Genomic DNA, 18,023 nt, shown 5'->3' on the forward strand with positions numbered 1-18,023 from the left:
TTCCGGGGAGTGAAGAATTCGCTTATTCCATTAATACAACAGAATTAGATCCTATTCCTTTTCTCCTACCTATTAATTTTCCGTAGAACTCAAGATCCTCATTATTATTTTTAAAAGAGTGATCTACTTTTTTCCCAATATCCTCCAGAGGAAAAGTATAGATCTCAATTTCAGGATATCCATCAAAATCGTCAGATTTATTCATCCCAATCTCTATAGTATTATTAGCCTTATTGTAAATCACAAATTCAGCTAAAAAATTATGTCTAAGAAGATCAATACAGTCCTGTGGTAATACATCACAATCTTTACATTCTTTAATATACATCTTTACAACTTCATGCAAAGATGTTCTAAGTTGATTAGAATTAAAATAAGCTGCCATAGATATTAAAATTTATTAGGATGACTAAATTACCGGTTAAGTCCAGTTAAAGAAAGTATTTATGTAAGATTTAACGCTAAGGCTTAAAAAAAACAAAATTTATATAACATACATCCAAAAAGAAAGGCGCTGTAAACAGCGCCTTCTTCTTTAAAATTATTGCTTGAATTACTTGATTACAATTTGCCTTTCATAACTGTGACCATCACCGGTAATCAATTTACAAATGTATACTCCACTAGGAAGATTTTGTCTTTCAAATCTAATCTGAATCATCTCATTCTCATTAACTATTGATGAATGTAAGCTTCGCAACTGTCTACCGTTTATATCAAATATAAGAACGTCTGCTTTTAATTTTGCTTTTAAGCTGAATCTAATATCGCAATACTCACTCATCGGATTTGGAGCAACCTCCAAAGTTCTCAATTGTTGTGGAACCTCTGGCATCACATATTTAGCGTCAGGTTTCCCGGTAGTTTCCATCGTTTTATTATTTCCTTTGGGTTTATGGATCACGATGGAACCACCACCTAATATTGTGGCATCATTAGAGTTTTCATCAGAAATCCACTGATTATCATATAGAATTTCTGGAGAGTTATGCTTCCAAATCCTAATTCTAAACTTATCAGTACCACCTCCTCCGGAAACATCACCGTCAATCGCGATCAACAGGAATTTATGTGTACTTGCTCCATTAACAGTACCAACCCCACGGTAGGTTGCTTTTGCTCCTGAAATTACCAGTGACATATTATCGTGAGAAATACTCTTAAGATGTAAATCCCCTGCCTGGAATTGGAAGTTTGTATTACCATCAACTTCAGTCATATTGTTTTTACCATTCTTATATTTCGCATTAAAACCGAAGTTTGCTTTACCAGTTGCTCCAGATTCCATCGCTGTTCCTGGGGATTGGATCCATCCACCTCCTGTTACAAAACCTCCATTAGGATCGTAAACAGGTAAGTAAGCTTCAGATTCTGAACATCCACCTCCGGCAACTGCTGTCACTTTATAAACATCAGAAGGAAGATTAGCAACGTCTACCGTAGCTATACCATTGGATCCGGTTGTGGCAGTATAAGACTGTGCAAATGTTCCTGTATTTGTATTGTTATATTCAGATAATATAAATGTTACACTCACCCCTGCTACAGCCGGTGTTACCTGAGCTGATAAAGTAGCTGTAGTTCCTAATTGAATTGGATTACTACTTGCGCTTGCATCGATGATTACTCCATTTACGGTTAAAGTACCATCTACATAAGTAAAGTTGTAATTATTATCTACACCTCCAGAGGCTTTAATTATATAACTACTATTGGTACTATTTACATCAGCAGATGTTGAAGCACTTGGCTTAGTATTTAAGACATTTTCATTCTCCCCATTGGCAAATCCTGAATACGATACTGCTAAATTAGGATTAACTTGACCGCAGAATTTTGAATTATCTATTGCCGTTACAGTAAGCTGTCTTTTATTGATCACGATCTCTACTGATCCTGATTCGTCTTCATAGTTTCCGGTCTGGTCTGTGAATACCCAGTTGGCGGTGCCGCCTGGCACATTGGTGAAGCTTGCTCCAAGGTCCAATCCGGCTAAAGTTTCTCCTTCTACTCCGGTTGCTGTACCGCTCGCCCCGTGTGCTGTTCCATCATAGGTAACCGTAGTTCCTGCAACAGTTACCGTAGCATCGGCTTTATTGATCACGATCTCTACTGATCCTGATTCGTCTTCGTAGTTTCCGGTCTGGTCTGTGAAGACCCAGTTGGCAGTACCCCCTGGTACATTGGTGAAGCTCGCACCAAGATCCAATCCGGCTAAAGGTTCTCCTTCTACTCCAACTGCTGTGCCGCTCGCCCCGTGTGCTGTTCCATCATAGGTAACCGTAGTTCCTGCAACAGTTACCGTAGCATCTGCTTTATTGATCACGATCTCTACTGATCCTGATTCGTTTTCATAGTTTCCGGTCTGGTCTGTGAATACCCAGTTTGCAGTACCCCCTGGTACATTAGTGAAGCTTGCGCCAAGGTCAAGCCCGGCTAAAGGTTCTCCTTCTACTCCGGTTGCTGTACCGCTCGCCCCGTGTGCTGTTCCATCATAGGTAACCGTAGTACCTGCAACAGTTACCGTAGCATCGGCTTTATTGATCACAATCTCTACTGATCCTGATTCGTCTTCGTAGTTTCCGGTCTGGTCTGTGAATACCCAGTTTGCAGTACCCCCTGGTACATTAGTGAAGCTTGCGCCAAGGTCAAGCCCGGCTAAAGGTTCTCCTTCTACTCCGGTTGCTGTACCGCTCGCCCCGTGTGCTGTTCCATCATAGGTAACCGTAGTTCCTGCAACTGTTACCGTAGCATCTGCTTTATTGATCACGATCTCTACTGATCCTGATTCGTTTTCATAGTTTCCGGTCTGGTCTGTGAAGGTCCAGTTTGCAGTACCCCCTGGTACATTGGTGAAGCTTGCGCCAAGATCCAATCCGACTAAAGGTTCTCCTTCTACTCCAACTGCTGTACCGCTCGCCCCGTGTACTGTTCCATCATAGGTAACAGTAGTACCTGCGACTATTACCGTAGCATCAGCCTTATTGATCACAATCTCTACTGATCCTGATTCGTTTTCGTAGTTTCCGGTCTGGTCTGTGAAGACCCAGTTGGCGGTGCCGCCTGGTACATTGGTGAAGCTTGCGCCAAGATCCAATCCGGCTAAAGGTTCTCCTTCTACTCCAACTGCTGTACCGCTCGCCCCGTGTGCTGTTCCATCATAGGTAACCGTAGTTCCTGCAACTGTTACCGTAGCATCTGCTTTATTGATCACAATCTCTACTGATCCTGATTCGTTCTCGTAGTTTCCGGTCTGGTCAGTGAATACCCAGTTGGCAGTACCCCCTGGTACATTGGTGAAGCTTGCGCCAAGATCCAATCCGGCTAAAGGTTCTCCTTCTACTCCGGTTGCTGCGCCGATAGCTCCATAAGCTGTTCCGTCATAAGTTTCGGTAGTTCCTGCAACAGTTACCGTAGCATCTGCCTTATTGATCACGATCTCTACTGATCCTGATTCGTTTTCATAGTTTCCGGTCTGGTCTGTGAAGATCCAGTTAGCGGTACCCCCTGGTACATTGGTGAAACTTGCCCCAAGATCCAATCCGGCTAAAGGTTCTCCTTCTACTCCGGTTGCTGCGCCGGTAGCTCCATAAGCTGTTCCGTCATAAGTTTCGGTAGTTCCTGCAACAGTTACCGTAGCATCTGCCTTATTGATCACGATCTCTACTGATCCTGATTCGTTTTCATAATTTCCGGTCTGGTCTGTGAAGGTCCAGTTTGCAGTACCCCCTGGTACATTGGTGAAGCTTGCGCCAAGATCCAATCCGGCTAAAGGTTCTCCTTCTACTCCGGTTGCTGTACCGCTCGCCCCGTGTGCTGTTCCATCATAGGTAACCGTAGTTCCTGCAACTGTTACCGTAGCATCTGCTTTATTGATCACGATCTCTACTGATCCTGATTCGTCTTCGTAGTTTCCGGTCTGGTCTGTGAAGGTCCAGTTTGCAGTACCCCCTGGTACATTGGTGAAGCTTGCGCCAAGGTCAAGCCCGGCTAAAGGTTCTCCTTCTACTCCAACTGCTGTACCGCTCGCCCCGTGTACTGTTCCATCATAGGTAACCGTAGTACCTGCAACTGTTACCGTAGCATCAGCCTTATTGATCACGATCTCTACTGATCCTGATTCGTTTTCATAGTTTCCGGTCTGGTCTGTGAATACCCAGTTGGCAGTGCCGCCTGGTACATTGGTGAAGCTTGCGCCAAGATCAAGCCCGGCTAAAGGTTCTCCTTCTACTCCAACTGCTGTACCGCTCGCCCCGTGTGCTGTTCCATCATAGGTAACCGTAGTTCCTGCAACTGTTACCGTAGCATCTGCTTTATTGATCACGATCTCTACTGATCCTGATTCGTTTTCATAGTTTCCGGTCTGGTCTGTGAAGGTCCAGTTTGCAGTACCCCCTGGTACATTGGTGAAGCTTGCGCCAAGGTCAAGCCCGGCTAAAGGTTCTCCTTCTACTCCAACTGCTGTACCGCTCGCCCCGTGTACTGTTCCATCATAGGTAACCGTAGTACCTGCGACTATTACCGTAGCATCAGCCTTATTGATCACAATCTCTACTGATCCTGATTCGTTTTCGTAGTTTCCGGTCTGGTCTGTGAAGACCCAGTTGGCGGTGCCGCCTGGTACATTGGTGAAGCTTGCGCCAAGATCAAGCCCGGCTAAAGGTTCTCCTTCTACTCCAACTGCTGTACCGCTCGCCCCGTGTGCTGTTCCATCATAGGTAACCGTAGTTCCTGCAACTGTTACCGTAGCATCTGCTTTATTGATCACGATCTCTACTGATCCTGATTCGTTTTCATAGTTTCCGGTCTGGTCTGTGAATACCCAGTTGGCGGTGCCGCCTGGTACATTGGTGAAGCTCGCACCAAGGTCAAGCCCGGCTAAAGTTTCTCCTTCTACTCCGGTTGCTGTTCCTGAAGCTCCATAAGCTGTTCCGTCATAAGTTTCGGTAGTACCTGCAACTGTTACCGTAGCATCTGCTTTATTGATCACGATCTCAACTGATCCTGATTCGTCTTCGTAGTTTCCGGTCTGGTCTGTGAAGACCCAGTTAGCGGTGCCTCCTGGTACATTGGTGAAGCTTGCACCAAGGTCAAGCCCGGCTAAAGTTTCTCCTTCTACTCCAACTGCTGTTCCTGAAGCTCCATAAGCTGTTCCGTCATAGATAACAGTAGTTCCTACAACAGTTACCGTAGCATCAGCTTTACCAATAGCAAAGGTCTTGATGTCATTTGAAGCAAGATAATTAGCACTTTCTGCATAACTGTAACTCGCACTAGCTGTTCCGGCATTCACATTGTCTGTATAATCAGCATCAGGAGATAAATTTAAGCCACCTGCACCTGTTACGGTGACAGAAGCCGGAGTGATCGCTGAGCCTGTATAAGCGAACGGAGCACCGGTTATTGTTACTGTGGTAAAGGATGCTGCCTTGACAATAGTAAAGTTTCCAGTTGGAAGAGCTGTAAGGGTATTATAATTAGCTGCATCGTTAGGAACAAAGTTAGCCGTGACCGCATAAGTATTGGCATTGGTCTGTGATGCTGAACCACCTGTAAGGATGTTGGTAACAGTACCTAGGACAGAACTAGCTGAAATACTAACTGTCGCTGATTGGCCGGAGCCTGTATAGGTTTGTGGTGAATTTGATACCGCCAGAGTAGCTGTTGGTGTTGCTTTATTCACTGTCAACCCAACCGGCGTACTAGTCACCGTTCCACAAGAACCTGTGATCACTACTCTGTAGGTCCGATCACTGAAACTTACAGTCGGTGATGGGACGGTATAAATATTTGAATTAGTACCCACATTATTCCAAGTGCCAGGAACAGCTGTCGTATTGAATTGCCATTGGTAGCTTAAGCCATCTCCAGATGCGGTTACTGAAAAAGTAGGGTCAGCGTCGCCATATGTTAGGGTTTTAGATATTGGAGAGGTTGTAATAGATGGGGACGCACAAGCAATATAATTAGCTGTATAAGTAACTGAGCCATTACTTACGTTACCACGAACACAAATTATTCTTGGATTATTAAGATCAATGGAAAAATCCGTATTGGATGACCACTCATTAAAAACCTCACCAAGTGAATTTGTAGCAGGAGCAGTTAGTTGAACAGATTGAACATTGGGGGTACTCGCAACTGCAATAGAATAATTATTTCCTGTATTTGCAGTACCATTAGAGTTTATTCCCAATCCCGAACAATCCAAATTATTAGTCAATTTAGCAAACAAAGTGATTGAACCAGAGGAAGTCCTAACTCTAACATTGGCATCAGTAAACTCTGTTTTTGCAATCCTCGCAGAACTAAGACCGGTTGCCGTCAGCACAAAATGAACTCCGATATGATTTACCTTAATCAAGAACCCTTCATAACGGATATTACCACTAGCATCTGCAATAGCAAAATTATCGTGGGAATTGACACAGGACTCCGGCTTCGGAGTTTCTACAAAAGTAAAATCAACCCGTTCTCCGGGTTCCCAACCGGTTCCTGTGATAATAACATACTCCCCCGGAGCATAGTCATCCTTATCGGTTGTTACGGTGGCCGTCGATGCAGCAGTTTCACTCTGCCCCTGGCCAGATTCCGTCTGCCCCACCACCGAAACTGCCGGCAGCGTTAAAAACATTAGTAAAAGCAATAGGCGTGTTAGCCTATTAAACTTGAGTAATAGTGCAATCATATCATGTAAATTAATTGTGAACTAATCTAAACCTTTGGGGAAGGTATCTTTTTGTGCTTCAGAAATCTAGGGCGCAATCCAAAACACAATAGTAGGATCAAATTAACAGAATTTTATAAGTCGTTGTATGAAGAAATTTTGTTTTTCGAAGAGATGCTAAATATTAACGACGAAAAACATAAAAACCTAGTTACCAGCAAATAAAGAATTTTTTTTATAAAAATCTATCCTATTAATAGATCTGTAAAGAAGTGATAGCTCTTTTATAACGCTTACCTGCAAATAAACATTATTTACGTTCAACAATAAACAAGAGAAACTCCTGCATTAAAATTAAATTCTAATGCATAGAGTAGGTGCTTTGAAAATTTTTAATAATTAAAAAGTTTAGGTCAGGTATTTAAATACTACATATACTGCAAGCACTACACTTAAACCTAAAACTATATTCCGGTAAATATTACTATAATCCTGTATCATAATCTATTGGTTCTTATTGGTAGATTAAAATTAGAGATGATAAAAAAGTTAATTTATAGGGGTTTTCCCTTATTTTTATACTAACTAAAATTTGAGCGAACCTACTTAAAATTTAATGGAATCATGAAAAACTATTGTTCAAAATAGCCTAAAACACTACTAATTCCATATTTTCGCCTTCCGGTGATTTTTTCATCAAAACATTCTGACTATGGGAAACCATAAAAATTCTATTAAAAAAATAATAGCTTTAAATCCATTTGTAATGGATAGGCTAAAATAAATTTACATACCATGCCAGACCGAAATAGATAAAAAAACTGAGTAGGGTCGGTTTGCTTATCTGGTCTGGCATTTTTAAATAAAAAAGCCGTAATGCTAATTGCTTTACGGCTTTTTTCGTAAGAGTTTTAATTCGTTTTATTTTTTTAATCAGTTTAACCGTGAGGATTTGCTGCACATATACAGTAAAGCTACGCTTTGAAAATAATTCAAACAAAAAAACGCTCAAGCGAGCTTGGCGTTTTTTCTTATTGAACTATTTATTCGTGACCCCGGCAGGATTCAAACCTGCAACCCTCAGAGCCGAAATCTGATGCGCTATTCAGTTGCGCCACGGGGCCGTTATTCAGTTATCAGAAAATTAAATCGTTCCTAAAAACCTTTCTTGAAACTTTTCACTATTCACTTTTAACCTAACTCAATTTCTTTTTCACGATCATGGAAATTGTCTTACCATCAGCCTTTCCAGCTAGCTTTCCAGTAGCCATACCCATTACTTTTCCCATATCCTGCATTCCAGAAGCTCCGGTATCAGCGATGATCTTTTCAACTTCAGCTTCAACTTCAGCTTCGCTCATTTGTTCTGGCAGAAATTGCTCTATAACTTCAGCCTGTGCCAATTCAGGTTCCGCAAGATCTTCTCTACCCTGCTCCTTATAAATCTGGGCACTATCCTTACGTTGTTTTACAAGTTTTTGCAGAATTTTATTCTCTTCCTCTTCAGATAAACCATCCTTAGACGAAGATTCAGTATTTGCTAATAAGATAGCTCCCTTTACAGCCCTTAAAGCTTCAAGCTTCATACTATCCTTGGCTTTCATCGCAGCCTTCATTTCAACCATCACTTTTTCCTGTAAACTCATAATCTTGAAATTATTGGTGCGAAGATAAAATTTTCTTGTTGAATTTACCATTTATTATCCCTTCAAAATTGAGTATATTCAAGGTTTCTAATAAATCAATACCATGAAAAGAATTTTATACTTCTGCATGCTCATTTTAAGTTTTCAAAGTATTGAAGCTCAGGAAAAATATATAGATAGCCTGTACAAAGTAGCAGATGTTAAAACCGAAATTTATGCAGAAAAGGAGAGTGAGCAACTTATAATTGACATTTATCAGCCTGTCAATTCTGAAAAAAAGAGACCTCTAATCCTTTTTATGCATGGGGGTGGATTTTCTGGTGGAAGCCCTAAAAATCATCAGGAGGTGAAATTTGCAAAAATAGCAGCTTCAAAAGGGTATACGGTTGGACTTATTTCTTACCGACTTATTAGAAAAGGAAAGGAAAATGGTTTTGGGTGTGATTTTGAAGCTTCAGGAAAATTAAAGACCTTTCAATTTGCTGCGGAAGATTTTATGGATGTGGTTAAATTCATGAAAGATCATGCTGAAAAGTTCAATATCAATTCAGATAAAATAATCGTTGGTGGAAGTAGCGCCGGTGCTGAAGCAGTGCTAAATGCTGTTTATAATCCCGATTTAATGTTTGAGAATCCTGAAAAATATGCTGAAATTAAATTTTCAGCAGTGATGTCCCTTGCCGGTGCTATTGTAGATGTAAGATACTTAAATGAAAAGCAGGCCGTTCCAGGGATCTTTTTTCATGGAACTGATGACAATCTGGTTCCCTACGCAACTGCTCCCCACCATTATTGTGAAAATAGCAAACCTGGATATTTAATATTAGACGGTTCTAAAAGCATTGTTGAGAAACTTCATAATCTGGGAACTTCTTACCTCTTTTATTCATATGAAGGTGCCAGACATGAAATTTCAGGAATGCCTTTTAATGAACTTCCACAGGTGTTCGATTTTCTTAGTAGCGTAGTTTTCAAAAATAATAAGATTCAATCCCATATTTACAAATGAAAAAATCCCTATTACCAATTCTACTAATCCTTCTGGTTTCTGCCGTTACAGCTCAAAAAAGCGAATGGTATAAAGGAAACCTGCATACCCACTCTTACTGGAGTGATGGTGATGAGTTTCCAGAAATGATCATGCAATGGTATAAAGATCATGATTATCAATTTGTGGCATTATCAGATCATAATATTATTGCTGAAGGGGATAAATGGAAAGCTATTTCGCCTGATTCTCTTTACCAGAATGCGTTTAAAAATTACATAAATAAGTATGGAGATGACTGGACGAAATTTGAGAAAAATTCAGATGGCTTAAAAGTAAAACTTAAAACATTGTCAGAATTTCGCCCACTCTTTGAAGAACCAGAGCAATTCATGATCTTTAAAGCCGAAGAAGTCACGTCATATCTCGATGATAAGGCAGTGCATATGGGAGCGATCAATATTGAGCATGTTATAGAACCTAAAGAAGGTGCGACGATCGTTGAACTTATTCAGAATAATCTTGATGCCATTAAAGCACAGGAAAAGGAAATCGGCCAACCTGTGCTCCAACATTTAAATCACCCAAATTTCACCTATGCCATCACCGCAGAAGACATTAAACAACTTAACGGTGAACGCTTTTTTGAAGTTTTCAATGGTCATCCATACGTGAACAATTATGGCGACAGTATTCATGATAGTACAGAAACAATGTGGGATAAGGTGAATATCGCCTACCATGCCATGGGAAAACCTCTATTACTGGGAATTGCCACCGATGACAGTCATCATTATCATAAATTCGAATCCAAATGGAGTAACGCGGGCCGAGGCTGGGTAGAAGTTAGATCTCGAGAACTTAGTCCAAATGCGATCATCAATGCTCTGGAAGCTGGAGATTTTTACGCCAGTACGGGAATTGAATTATCAAAACTTGAATTCAATGGCAATGAACTTTCAATTGGAATAAAATCAGAAGAAGGTATAAATTATGAAATTCAATTTATTGGAGTTAGGAAAGGATCTACCAAAAGTGAAATTCTCAAATCCACCACAACAACCAATGCGTCTTTTACAATTCCAGAAGATGTTCTGTTTGTAAGAGCAAAGATCATTTCAGACAAGAAAAAGAAAAACCCGTACAAAGTAGGAGATACAGAAGTTGCGTGGACACAACCTGTTTCAAAAAAATAACATATGAAATTTTTCAATTATCTACTGATAATCATATTCCTAATCGGGTTTAAGACCCAGGCACAGAGAGTAGTAAAAACCATCAATTCTGGTTGGGAGTTTCAGCTGGAAAATTCTGAAAACCCTGAAACAGTAAATATCCCGCATACCTGGAACGCCGAGGATGCCTTTAATGATGGAGCTTATTTCAGGGGAAAAGGAACTTACAAGAAGAAACTATTCATACCTCAGGATTATAAGGAGAAGAATGTTTTTATAAAATTTGAAGGAGCAAACCAGGTGACTAAAGTTTTTGTAAATAACCAGCTCGCTGGCGAACATATTGGAGGTTATACAGGTTTTATATTTGAACTGTCAGATTATCTAAAATATGAAAACGAAAATGAAATAAGGATTGAGCTAGACAACGCTCATCATGCAGATATCCCTCCGTTGGAAGCCGATTTTAATTTTTACGGCGGAATTTATCGTGATGTCGAATTAATTGTAACAGGAAAAAGTCATTTTCAGCTGGAAGGTGAATCTGCAGGGAATTTCCCAATCAAAACCCCTGCAGTAAGCGAAGAACTGGCAAAAGTAGTTTTTGATACTAAGGTTGAAAACTATCATGAGGACTTAAAACTTCAAGTTGAGATCACAGATCCATCCGGTAATCCAGTTTCAAGTAGAGAGCATTCCTTAAAAGCTGAAGAACTCTCCCTTGATTTTGAAATCATGAATCCTGAGTTATGGTCACCAGAAGAACCTAATCTTTATAATTTAAAAGCTGATCTTATAGATTCCCGATCGGGAGAAATCCTGGATTCCTATACTTCAAATTTTGGCTGTCGCTGGTTTAAAGCCGATCCTGAAAAAGGTTTTTTTCTGAATGGGAAACCTATAAAATTAATTGGAGCCAACCGGCATCAGGATTTTGAAAATATGGGAAATGCTGTTCCCAATTCAATTCATCGAAAGGACTATCAAATGATCAAAGACATGGGCGCCAATTTTATTAGAACGGCCCACTATCCGCAGGATCCTGATGTTTACCGTATCTGTGATGAGCTTGGATTGCTCGTTTGGACAGAGATACCCGTAATTAATGATGTAACCGATTCTAAAGCATATCATAAGAATTCGATAGAAATGCAGCGGGAGCAAATCCTGCAACTATATAATCATCCTTCCATTGTCTTTTGGGGTTATATGAACGAGATCTTTATCAGGCTGGTTTTTACTGGCGATATGAGCGAGGCCGATAAAAAAGCGAAAATTGCTACTAGTGTTGAACTTGCTAAAAAACTAGAGGCTGAAACCAAAAAACTGGATACTACCAGACTTAGCGTTATGGCTTTGCATGAAAATGACATCTATAATACTTCGGGAATTGCAGATATCCCTGATGTGATTGGATGGAACCTTTATTTTGGATGGTACACCCAGGGACTTGAGAATCTTGGAAGATTTCTGGATAATCAACATAAAAATTATCCAAACAGACCTCTATTAATTTCAGAATATGGCCCGGGAAGTGACTCAAGAATACAAACGAACGATCCAAAACCCTGGGATTATAGCGAGGCTTACCAATTGAAAAGTCACGTAAGTTATCTCAACCAGATCATGGAAAGAGATTATATGCTGGGCATGGCAGCATGGAATTTTGCTGATTTTGGTTCTTCCGGGAGACAGGACAGCCGACCGTTCATCAATCAGAAAGGTTTGGTGAATTTTGATCGTGAACCTAAGGACGTCTACTATTATTATAAAGCAAGTTTGACAAATGAAGATTTTGTTTATATCGCCGGAAAGAATTTTGAGAACAGGATCATCAAAAAAGATCAGCCGGTACTTATCAAAGTTTTTGCAAATTCTGAAAAGGTTGAGTTGACTGTGAACGATACGCTTAGGAAAAGTTCTGAAGTCATAGATAATATTGCTGAATTTCAGCTAAACTTATCAGAAAATATACATCAACTTAAAGCCACAGCCGGAAATTCAGAACATTCCAGAATAATTCAGGTTCAATTCAGGGAGAACCTTATTGAGAATATCAAACATCAGCCGCTTACTATTAATGTGGGAAGCCACAGTGATTTTACAGATGAAAAAACCGGCGAAATCTGGATAAATGATCAACCCTACATCCAAAATTCTTTTGGGTACGTAGGTGGTCATTCCTATCAACAGTCAGAAACAAAATTTCAGGGAAGTGCTTCAAATATTAAAGCCACCACAAACGAACCTTTATTTCAGACGATGAGAGAGGATATCAAAAATTACAAATTTGATGTGCCAGATGGGAAGTACAGAATCTCTCTTCTTTTTACTGAACCCAATCGGGGAGCTTCAAGAGAGAATATCTACAATCTTGGGTCTGATGCTTCTAATGCTTCCGAAAAACTTAGAATGTTCGATATAAGGATCAACGGCACTTTGGTTGAAGAAAATTTAAACCTCGCCAGGGATTACGGGGCTCTTCGTGCTGTAGAACTCAATTACACCATGGATTCTGAAAATGAAATAAATGTGGAGTTTCAACCAAAGAATGGCAATACCATCCTTTCAGGAATAAAGCTGGAAAAACTATAGTAAAAGTAAAGCCCCGGAGTAAAAGTTTACAACCGGGGCTAAACAAACTAAAACTAAGTTTTATTTTTTTAAGGTAAAAGAACCTTTAAAGTCAGCATCTGAAGATCCTGCGATAAAAAATTCAAACTCACCCGGTTCAGCAACGTATTTCAAATCTGAATTATAGAATTTAAGATCTGCTGCGCTTATTTCGAAAGTTACAGCTTGCGACTCTCCTTTTTTCAGCATGATCTTTTTAAAAGCTTTTAATTCTTTACCTGGAGGAGTGATACTCCGCACTTTGTCGTGAGTATAAAGCTGCACGATCTCCTCGCCACCAAAATCACCGGTATTAGTAACCGTGGCGGTTAGTTGAATACTACCATTTGCAGTTAGTTCGCCTGAACTCGCTTTTACATCGCTATACTCGAAAGTGGTATAACTAAGACCGTATCCAAAGGCCAGTAATGGCGAATTTGGTGAATCAAGATAATTGGTCTTAAATTTCTGAAACTCACCACTCTCAGGTCCAGGTCTTCCCGTAGTTTTCATACGATAATGAACAGGCACCTGCCCTACGCTTCTAGGCCAGCTATTGGTCAGTTTTCCGGAAGGATTATAATTTCCGAATAAAACATCTCCAACTGCATTTCCTGCCTCCACTCCGGGATGCCATATCTGTAAAATACTCACAGGAAGATTCATTTCTTCTGAAATATCTAAAGGCCTACCGCTCATTAAAACAAGTACCACTGGTTTTCCTGTACTGGAAAGTTCCCTTATTAATTTTTTCTGAGAATCTGGAATCGTGATATCTGTTCTACTAGCTGCTTCCCCGCTCATTTCAGTCGCTTCACCAACCACGGCAACAATAATGTCTGCAGCATCTGCAACTTCCATCGCATTATCAAGAAGTGTTTCCGAAGATTCTTCAGAGATCATTATTCGTTCCCCAAAAACATTTACTTTTTTTGCAAATGTTGAATCATCAGAAATGTTTGCTCCTTTTGAATAGGTAATTTTAGCATTAGGTGCTACATTCTTAAGACCTTCCAGAATGGGTATCGATAATTGCGGATTCCCCGTTGGTGCCCAGGTACCAAGCATATTATTCTTATTATCTGCCAGTGGACCAATCAAAGCTATATTTGCATTTTTGGCAAGCGGCAAAGTATTTTCGTGCTTCTTTAAAAGTACGAATGATCTTGTGGCAGCTTTTCTTGCAAAACTTCTGTTCTCTTCAGTAAGAATATCCTTTTCCGGTCTGCTTTCATCTGAATAGCGATAAGGATCGTCAAGCAATCCTAGCTTATGCTTAGCTTCAAGAATTCGCCGTGCTGCTATCGTGATAGTTTCTTCTGAAACTTTACCTTCATCAACAGATTTCTTCAAAGTGGTAAGGAATCCTTCCCCAACCATATCCATATCCAAACCAGCATTAATTGCCAATGCCGACACCGCCTGAAGATCACCCAATCCATGCGCGATCATTTCGTTTACTGAAGTATAATCTGAAACCACAAAGCCGTCAAAGCCCCATCTTTCTCTTAAAAGATCGGTTAGAAGCCATTTATTTCCTGAAGCGGGAATTCCATCAATATCATTAAAAGAGGTCATCACACTTCCAACACCTGCATCTACGGCAGCCTTATAAGGAGGAAAATATTCATTGAACATTTTTAAACGGCTCATATCTACCGAATTATAATCCCTTCCAGCTTCAGCTGCACCATAGAGTGCCATATGTTTAACGGTAGACATCATTGTGTTTGGCTGGGTAAGATCTTCTCCCTGGTAACCTTGCACCATCGCTTTTGCTACCTGAGATCCCAAATATGGATCTTCCCCGGCACCTTCAGCAATTCGACCCCATCGAGGATCTCTGGCAATATCTACCATTGGTGAAAAGTTCCAGTTAATCCCGTCTGCCGTGGCTTCTTTTGCCGCTATCTGTGCTCCTTCTTTGATCAACTCCATATCCCAGCTGGAAGATAATCCTAATGGAATAGGATAGGTGGTCTTATAACCGTGAATAATATCTGAACCAATTAAAAGAGGGATCCCCAAACGCGAAGATTTTACTGCAATATCCTGTGCCTGTCTTACTTTCTCCGGACTTGACACTCCAAATACGCCACCAACATTCCCTGCTTTAATCTTAGTTTCTACATCTTCACTTACTACAGAACCTGTAGCAATACCGCCACCGGGAGTTAGTAAGTTCAATTGCCCTATTTTTTCCTCGAGCGTCATCTTAGCAAGCAACTCTTCTACCTGCGGAATCTTTTCCTGCGCCGATAGGAATGAAATTCCCATAAAAGCTATACAGAATATCGATAAATACGTTCTCTTCATTTTCTTTTCTTTTGGTTATTTATTTAGTTGTTCGATTTATTTGACTAATATCGTCTCCGTTCTTTCTGAAATACCATTTTCATTGAAAGACTCAATACTAAAGTAATACTGGGTATCACGATCCAGGTTGCGCATAAAAAGCTCATTTTCATCGTAGATCAACCAGGAATGATATAGTTTATCTGGAGCGATTCCCCAGCGAATATTGTAACCCTGTGCACCCTTTACCGGCTGCCAGGAAAAAGACGCATTTCTACGATCATCTTCACGTGAAACTTCAAATCCTTTGACTTTAACGGGCTTCTTGCCTAAACCTTTACCAAACACCCTGATTTCAGATAATGCTAAATTTTTTCCGGGAACGCTTATATTATTATAACGAACGTATTTAGCTTTTACTGGTTGATTTAGGGTGATATAGGCATTGGGTGCATCTTCATAGCTTTTGCTTCGGTCTACCACAGGTTCCCAATTATTTCCATCTTCTGATACCTCCAGCGTAAAGCGATGCCTTAAACCTTCAGTTCGAGTATATATTCCTGACTCCTCATCGTGGAAATTCAGTTGAAAAGCATAAATATTTCCGGGTTCGAGCATTTCAATTTCAATCCATTGTTTCTCATCATTGGCTTCAGCAACCCAGAATGACTTAGGACTTTCATCGGTTAAAACTTCAGAAGTAATTTCACCCTCAGTATTTTTCTTCAGTGGCATTTGAGTAATATCAAATTCCCCATCGGTAGAAGTACTTTTTCTAACCTGCATTTGAGAAGAGGATACGGTAGTTTTTCCCTTATAAGATAATAACATCCAGCCGCTATGCTGTCCGGCTTTGGTTGGATGATCTGGACCATAAAGCGGATAATCGCCATAACTGGTATTGGTGTACATCAATCCTTCATCATCAAAATAAGTAGGGAACATGGCTAAACGGCGTTCCCAGTGAGAATTAGATGCTAAGGCCATCGTCGCAAAATGCCAGTACTGTCCATTGGTTTGTTTCATCGTTACCCCGTGACCGGCACCATTGGTAAAACCGCCAGGTTTAAAACTCATGGGGTTATTTTTCATGTATTTAAACGGCCCAAGCGGCGTTTCTCCCACATAGGCAGCATCTGCATATACATTGAACTGGGTTCCCGGCGCAGCATATTGCAAATAGTATTTACCATTGTGCTTTGTCATGGAAGCACCTTCCATATATCCTTCTTTCAAAGTTGGATGGAAATTATTTTCACCAAATCGTTCCCAGCCGTGCTCCTCCTCTACTAGATTGATAAGTTCTTTTTGAACCCCGGTTTCCAGAAAACGATCATCCTTATTAAGCATTTTTACTTTTAATGGATGTACGTTAGAAGAGCCCCAATAAAGATAAGTTTCGCCATCATCGTCGATAAATAATTCTGAATCCTGGATATTATTAGAAATTGAAGCGGTAGGAGTCCATTTTCCACTTTTTGGATCATCGGTATAAAGTATACTTCCATACCCGGCAGGGTCACCTGCAAAATAAACCAGGGAATCTTTGTAATTAAATGCTGTTGGCGCATTAGAACCTTCAAAAAACCATTTTTCAGGTTTAATAAATTCCCAGTTGATCAAATCTTTAGAATGCCAGTAGCCAAAAGATCTGGTAACGAACATAAAGTATTCCCCACGATACTCGATCACAGCAGGATCTGCTCCAGAGCGATATGAAATATTCTTGCTCGAATTATAGACCATGTATGTATAATCTATATCCAGAGGATTAATATAGGTTTGAGGTACCGCTTCCTGCGCATGAGCGGTTATACTGAAAAGTGAGATGGATAATATGAGTATCTTGAAATATTTCATTGTACTTTTTATTGCTTTTGATTTGAGAACAACCATGGCAACAAGTGAGGTTCAGAAAATGCTGAATCCCAGCTATTGTGATTATCATTAGGGTATAGAGACAGTTTTGCGTTACCTCCATGATGATTTATAACTCTTGCCATATCTTTTGATAGACCAGGAGGCACTATATCGTCTTTTTCACCATGAAAGATCCAGATATTTAACCCTTGCTGATATTCTGAAGCGATCTCTGGATTGGCCCCGCCACATATGGCAAATGCTGCCGCAAACATTTCAGGTTTTTTATATAGGATCTCGTAAGTTCCCATACCTCCCATAGAAAGTCCTCCTACATAAACCTTTTTATCATTAACAAATTTCTTAGCGACCAGCGAATCCATTAATTTCATTACAAGATTTAAAGACGCAGTAGGTTTTTCTTTATTTTTAAAATCGAATTGGAAGGGTACGGTATCTCTTTTCACCTCCACTTTGGCCCAATAATCATCTTTAGGTGCTTGCGGAAAAATTACGATCGCTGGAAATTCTTTACGAATTTCTGCTTTCAGAAAAAGATCACTGCCATGAACCAGCTGAGCTTCATTATCATCTCCTCTTTCTCCTGCTCCATGCAAAACAAGTACAACCGGGTAGTTTTCTTCTTCAGAAAAATTATCTGGATAAAGAATTCTATAATTCAGCGTATCATTTTCAGAAATGAAATGTTCCTTTTTAAAATCTCCTTTTGTCTGAGCCTCTAATGTTAGAGGCAACAATAACAATATCGACCCAAAAGT

9 protein-coding genes and 1 tRNA gene are annotated in these 18,023 nt (G+C 40.2%); 3 read left to right on the forward strand and 7 right to left on the reverse strand.

Annotated features, from left to right (window positions below):
* Positions 1-22 precede the first annotated feature (22 nt).
* The 4 genes from BLT95_RS07110 to BLT95_RS07130 form a co-directional block, all read right to left on the reverse strand.
* On the reverse strand, positions 23-385 hold the full coding sequence (locus BLT95_RS07110) for a hypothetical protein (protein WP_089665415.1): 363 nt from the start codon (positions 383-385) through the stop codon (positions 23-25).
* A 168-nt stretch (positions 386-553) separates the two neighbouring features.
* The gene (locus tag BLT95_RS07115; protein ID WP_089665416.1) at positions 554-6,688 is read right to left on the reverse strand and encodes an MBG domain-containing protein; all 6,135 of its coding nucleotides are present in this window, start codon (positions 6,686-6,688) and stop codon (positions 554-556) included.
* Positions 6,689-7,717: 1,029 nt separating this feature from the next.
* Positions 7,718-7,791, reverse strand: a tRNA-Arg gene (locus BLT95_RS07125).
* Between the two features lie 72 nt (positions 7,792-7,863).
* Positions 7,864-8,313 carry a GatB/YqeY domain-containing protein gene (locus BLT95_RS07130; RefSeq protein ID WP_089666870.1) on the reverse strand — a complete coding sequence of 150 codons (450 nt, stop codon included), beginning with the start codon at positions 8,311-8,313 and terminating at the stop codon, positions 7,864-7,866.
* Between the two features lie 103 nt (positions 8,314-8,416).
* On the opposite strand from BLT95_RS07130, the gene BLT95_RS07135 reads away from it, so the two are divergent.
* From BLT95_RS07135 to BLT95_RS07145, 3 genes are read left to right on the forward strand one after another with little or no spacing between them, the layout of a single operon-like run.
* Entirely contained in the window at positions 8,417-9,322 is a 906-nt protein-coding gene (locus BLT95_RS07135; protein ID WP_089665418.1) for an alpha/beta hydrolase, read from the forward strand.
* Positions 9,319-10,497: a histidinol-phosphatase gene (locus BLT95_RS07140; protein ID WP_089665419.1), complete on the forward strand. Its 1,179-nt coding sequence runs from the start codon at positions 9,319-9,321 to the stop codon at positions 10,495-10,497. The genes BLT95_RS07135 and BLT95_RS07140 overlap by 4 nt, the downstream gene beginning before the upstream one ends.
* 3 nt (positions 10,498-10,500) lie before the next feature.
* On the forward strand, positions 10,501-13,071 hold the full coding sequence (locus BLT95_RS07145; RefSeq protein WP_089665420.1) for a glycoside hydrolase family 2 TIM barrel-domain containing protein: 2,571 nt from the start codon (positions 10,501-10,503) through the stop codon (positions 13,069-13,071).
* 60 nt (positions 13,072-13,131) lie between these two features.
* On the opposite strand, the gene bglX is transcribed toward BLT95_RS07145, so the two are convergent.
* Genes bglX through BLT95_RS07160 form a run of 3 tightly spaced genes read right to left on the reverse strand, consistent with a single transcriptional unit; the run spans position 13,132 to position 17,999 of the window.
* Positions 13,132-15,405, reverse strand: coding sequence for a beta-glucosidase BglX (gene bglX / locus BLT95_RS07150; RefSeq protein ID WP_089665421.1), 2,274 nt, complete (start codon positions 15,403-15,405; stop codon positions 13,132-13,134).
* Between the two features lie 36 nt (positions 15,406-15,441).
* Positions 15,442-17,244 (reverse strand): family 43 glycosylhydrolase, encoded by a 1,803-nt coding sequence (locus BLT95_RS07155; protein ID WP_089666871.1) that lies wholly within the window; start codon positions 17,242-17,244, stop codon positions 15,442-15,444.
* Positions 17,245-17,252: 8 nt separating this feature from the next.
* Positions 17,253-17,999 (reverse strand): prolyl oligopeptidase family serine peptidase, encoded by a 747-nt coding sequence (locus BLT95_RS07160; RefSeq protein WP_347584289.1) that lies wholly within the window; start codon positions 17,997-17,999, stop codon positions 17,253-17,255.
* Positions 18,000-18,023: the final 24 nt, after the last annotated feature.

The sequence above is a fragment of the Gramella sp. MAR_2010_147 genome (assembly GCF_900105135.1).
Classification (GTDB): domain Bacteria; phylum Bacteroidota; class Bacteroidia; order Flavobacteriales; family Flavobacteriaceae; genus Christiangramia.

What these genes read in the sequence shown, in the direction of transcription:
- BLT95_RS07115 (WP_089665416.1), bottom strand. Translation starts at nt 6,688, where the DNA reads ATGATTGCACTATTACTCAAGTTTAATAGGCTAACACGCCTATTGCTT.
- BLT95_RS07135 (WP_089665418.1), top strand. Translation starts at nt 8,417, where the DNA reads ATGAAAAGAATTTTATACTTCTGCATGCTCATTTTAAGTTTTCAAAGT.
- bglX (WP_089665421.1), bottom strand. Translation starts at nt 15,405, where the DNA reads ATGAAGAGAACGTATTTATCGATATTCTGTATAGCTTTTATGGGAATT.
- BLT95_RS07155 (WP_089666871.1), bottom strand. Translation starts at nt 17,244, where the DNA reads ATGAAATATTTCAAGATACTCATATTATCCATCTCACTTTTCAGTATA.
- BLT95_RS07110 (WP_089665415.1), bottom strand. Translation starts at nt 385, where the DNA reads ATGGCAGCTTATTTTAATTCTAATCAACTTAGAACATCTTTGCATGAA.
- BLT95_RS07140 (WP_089665419.1), top strand. Translation starts at nt 9,319, where the DNA reads ATGAAAAAATCCCTATTACCAATTCTACTAATCCTTCTGGTTTCTGCC.
- BLT95_RS07145 (WP_089665420.1), top strand. Translation starts at nt 10,501, where the DNA reads ATGAAATTTTTCAATTATCTACTGATAATCATATTCCTAATCGGGTTT.
- BLT95_RS07130 (WP_089666870.1), bottom strand. Translation starts at nt 8,313, where the DNA reads ATGAGTTTACAGGAAAAAGTGATGGTTGAAATGAAGGCTGCGATGAAA.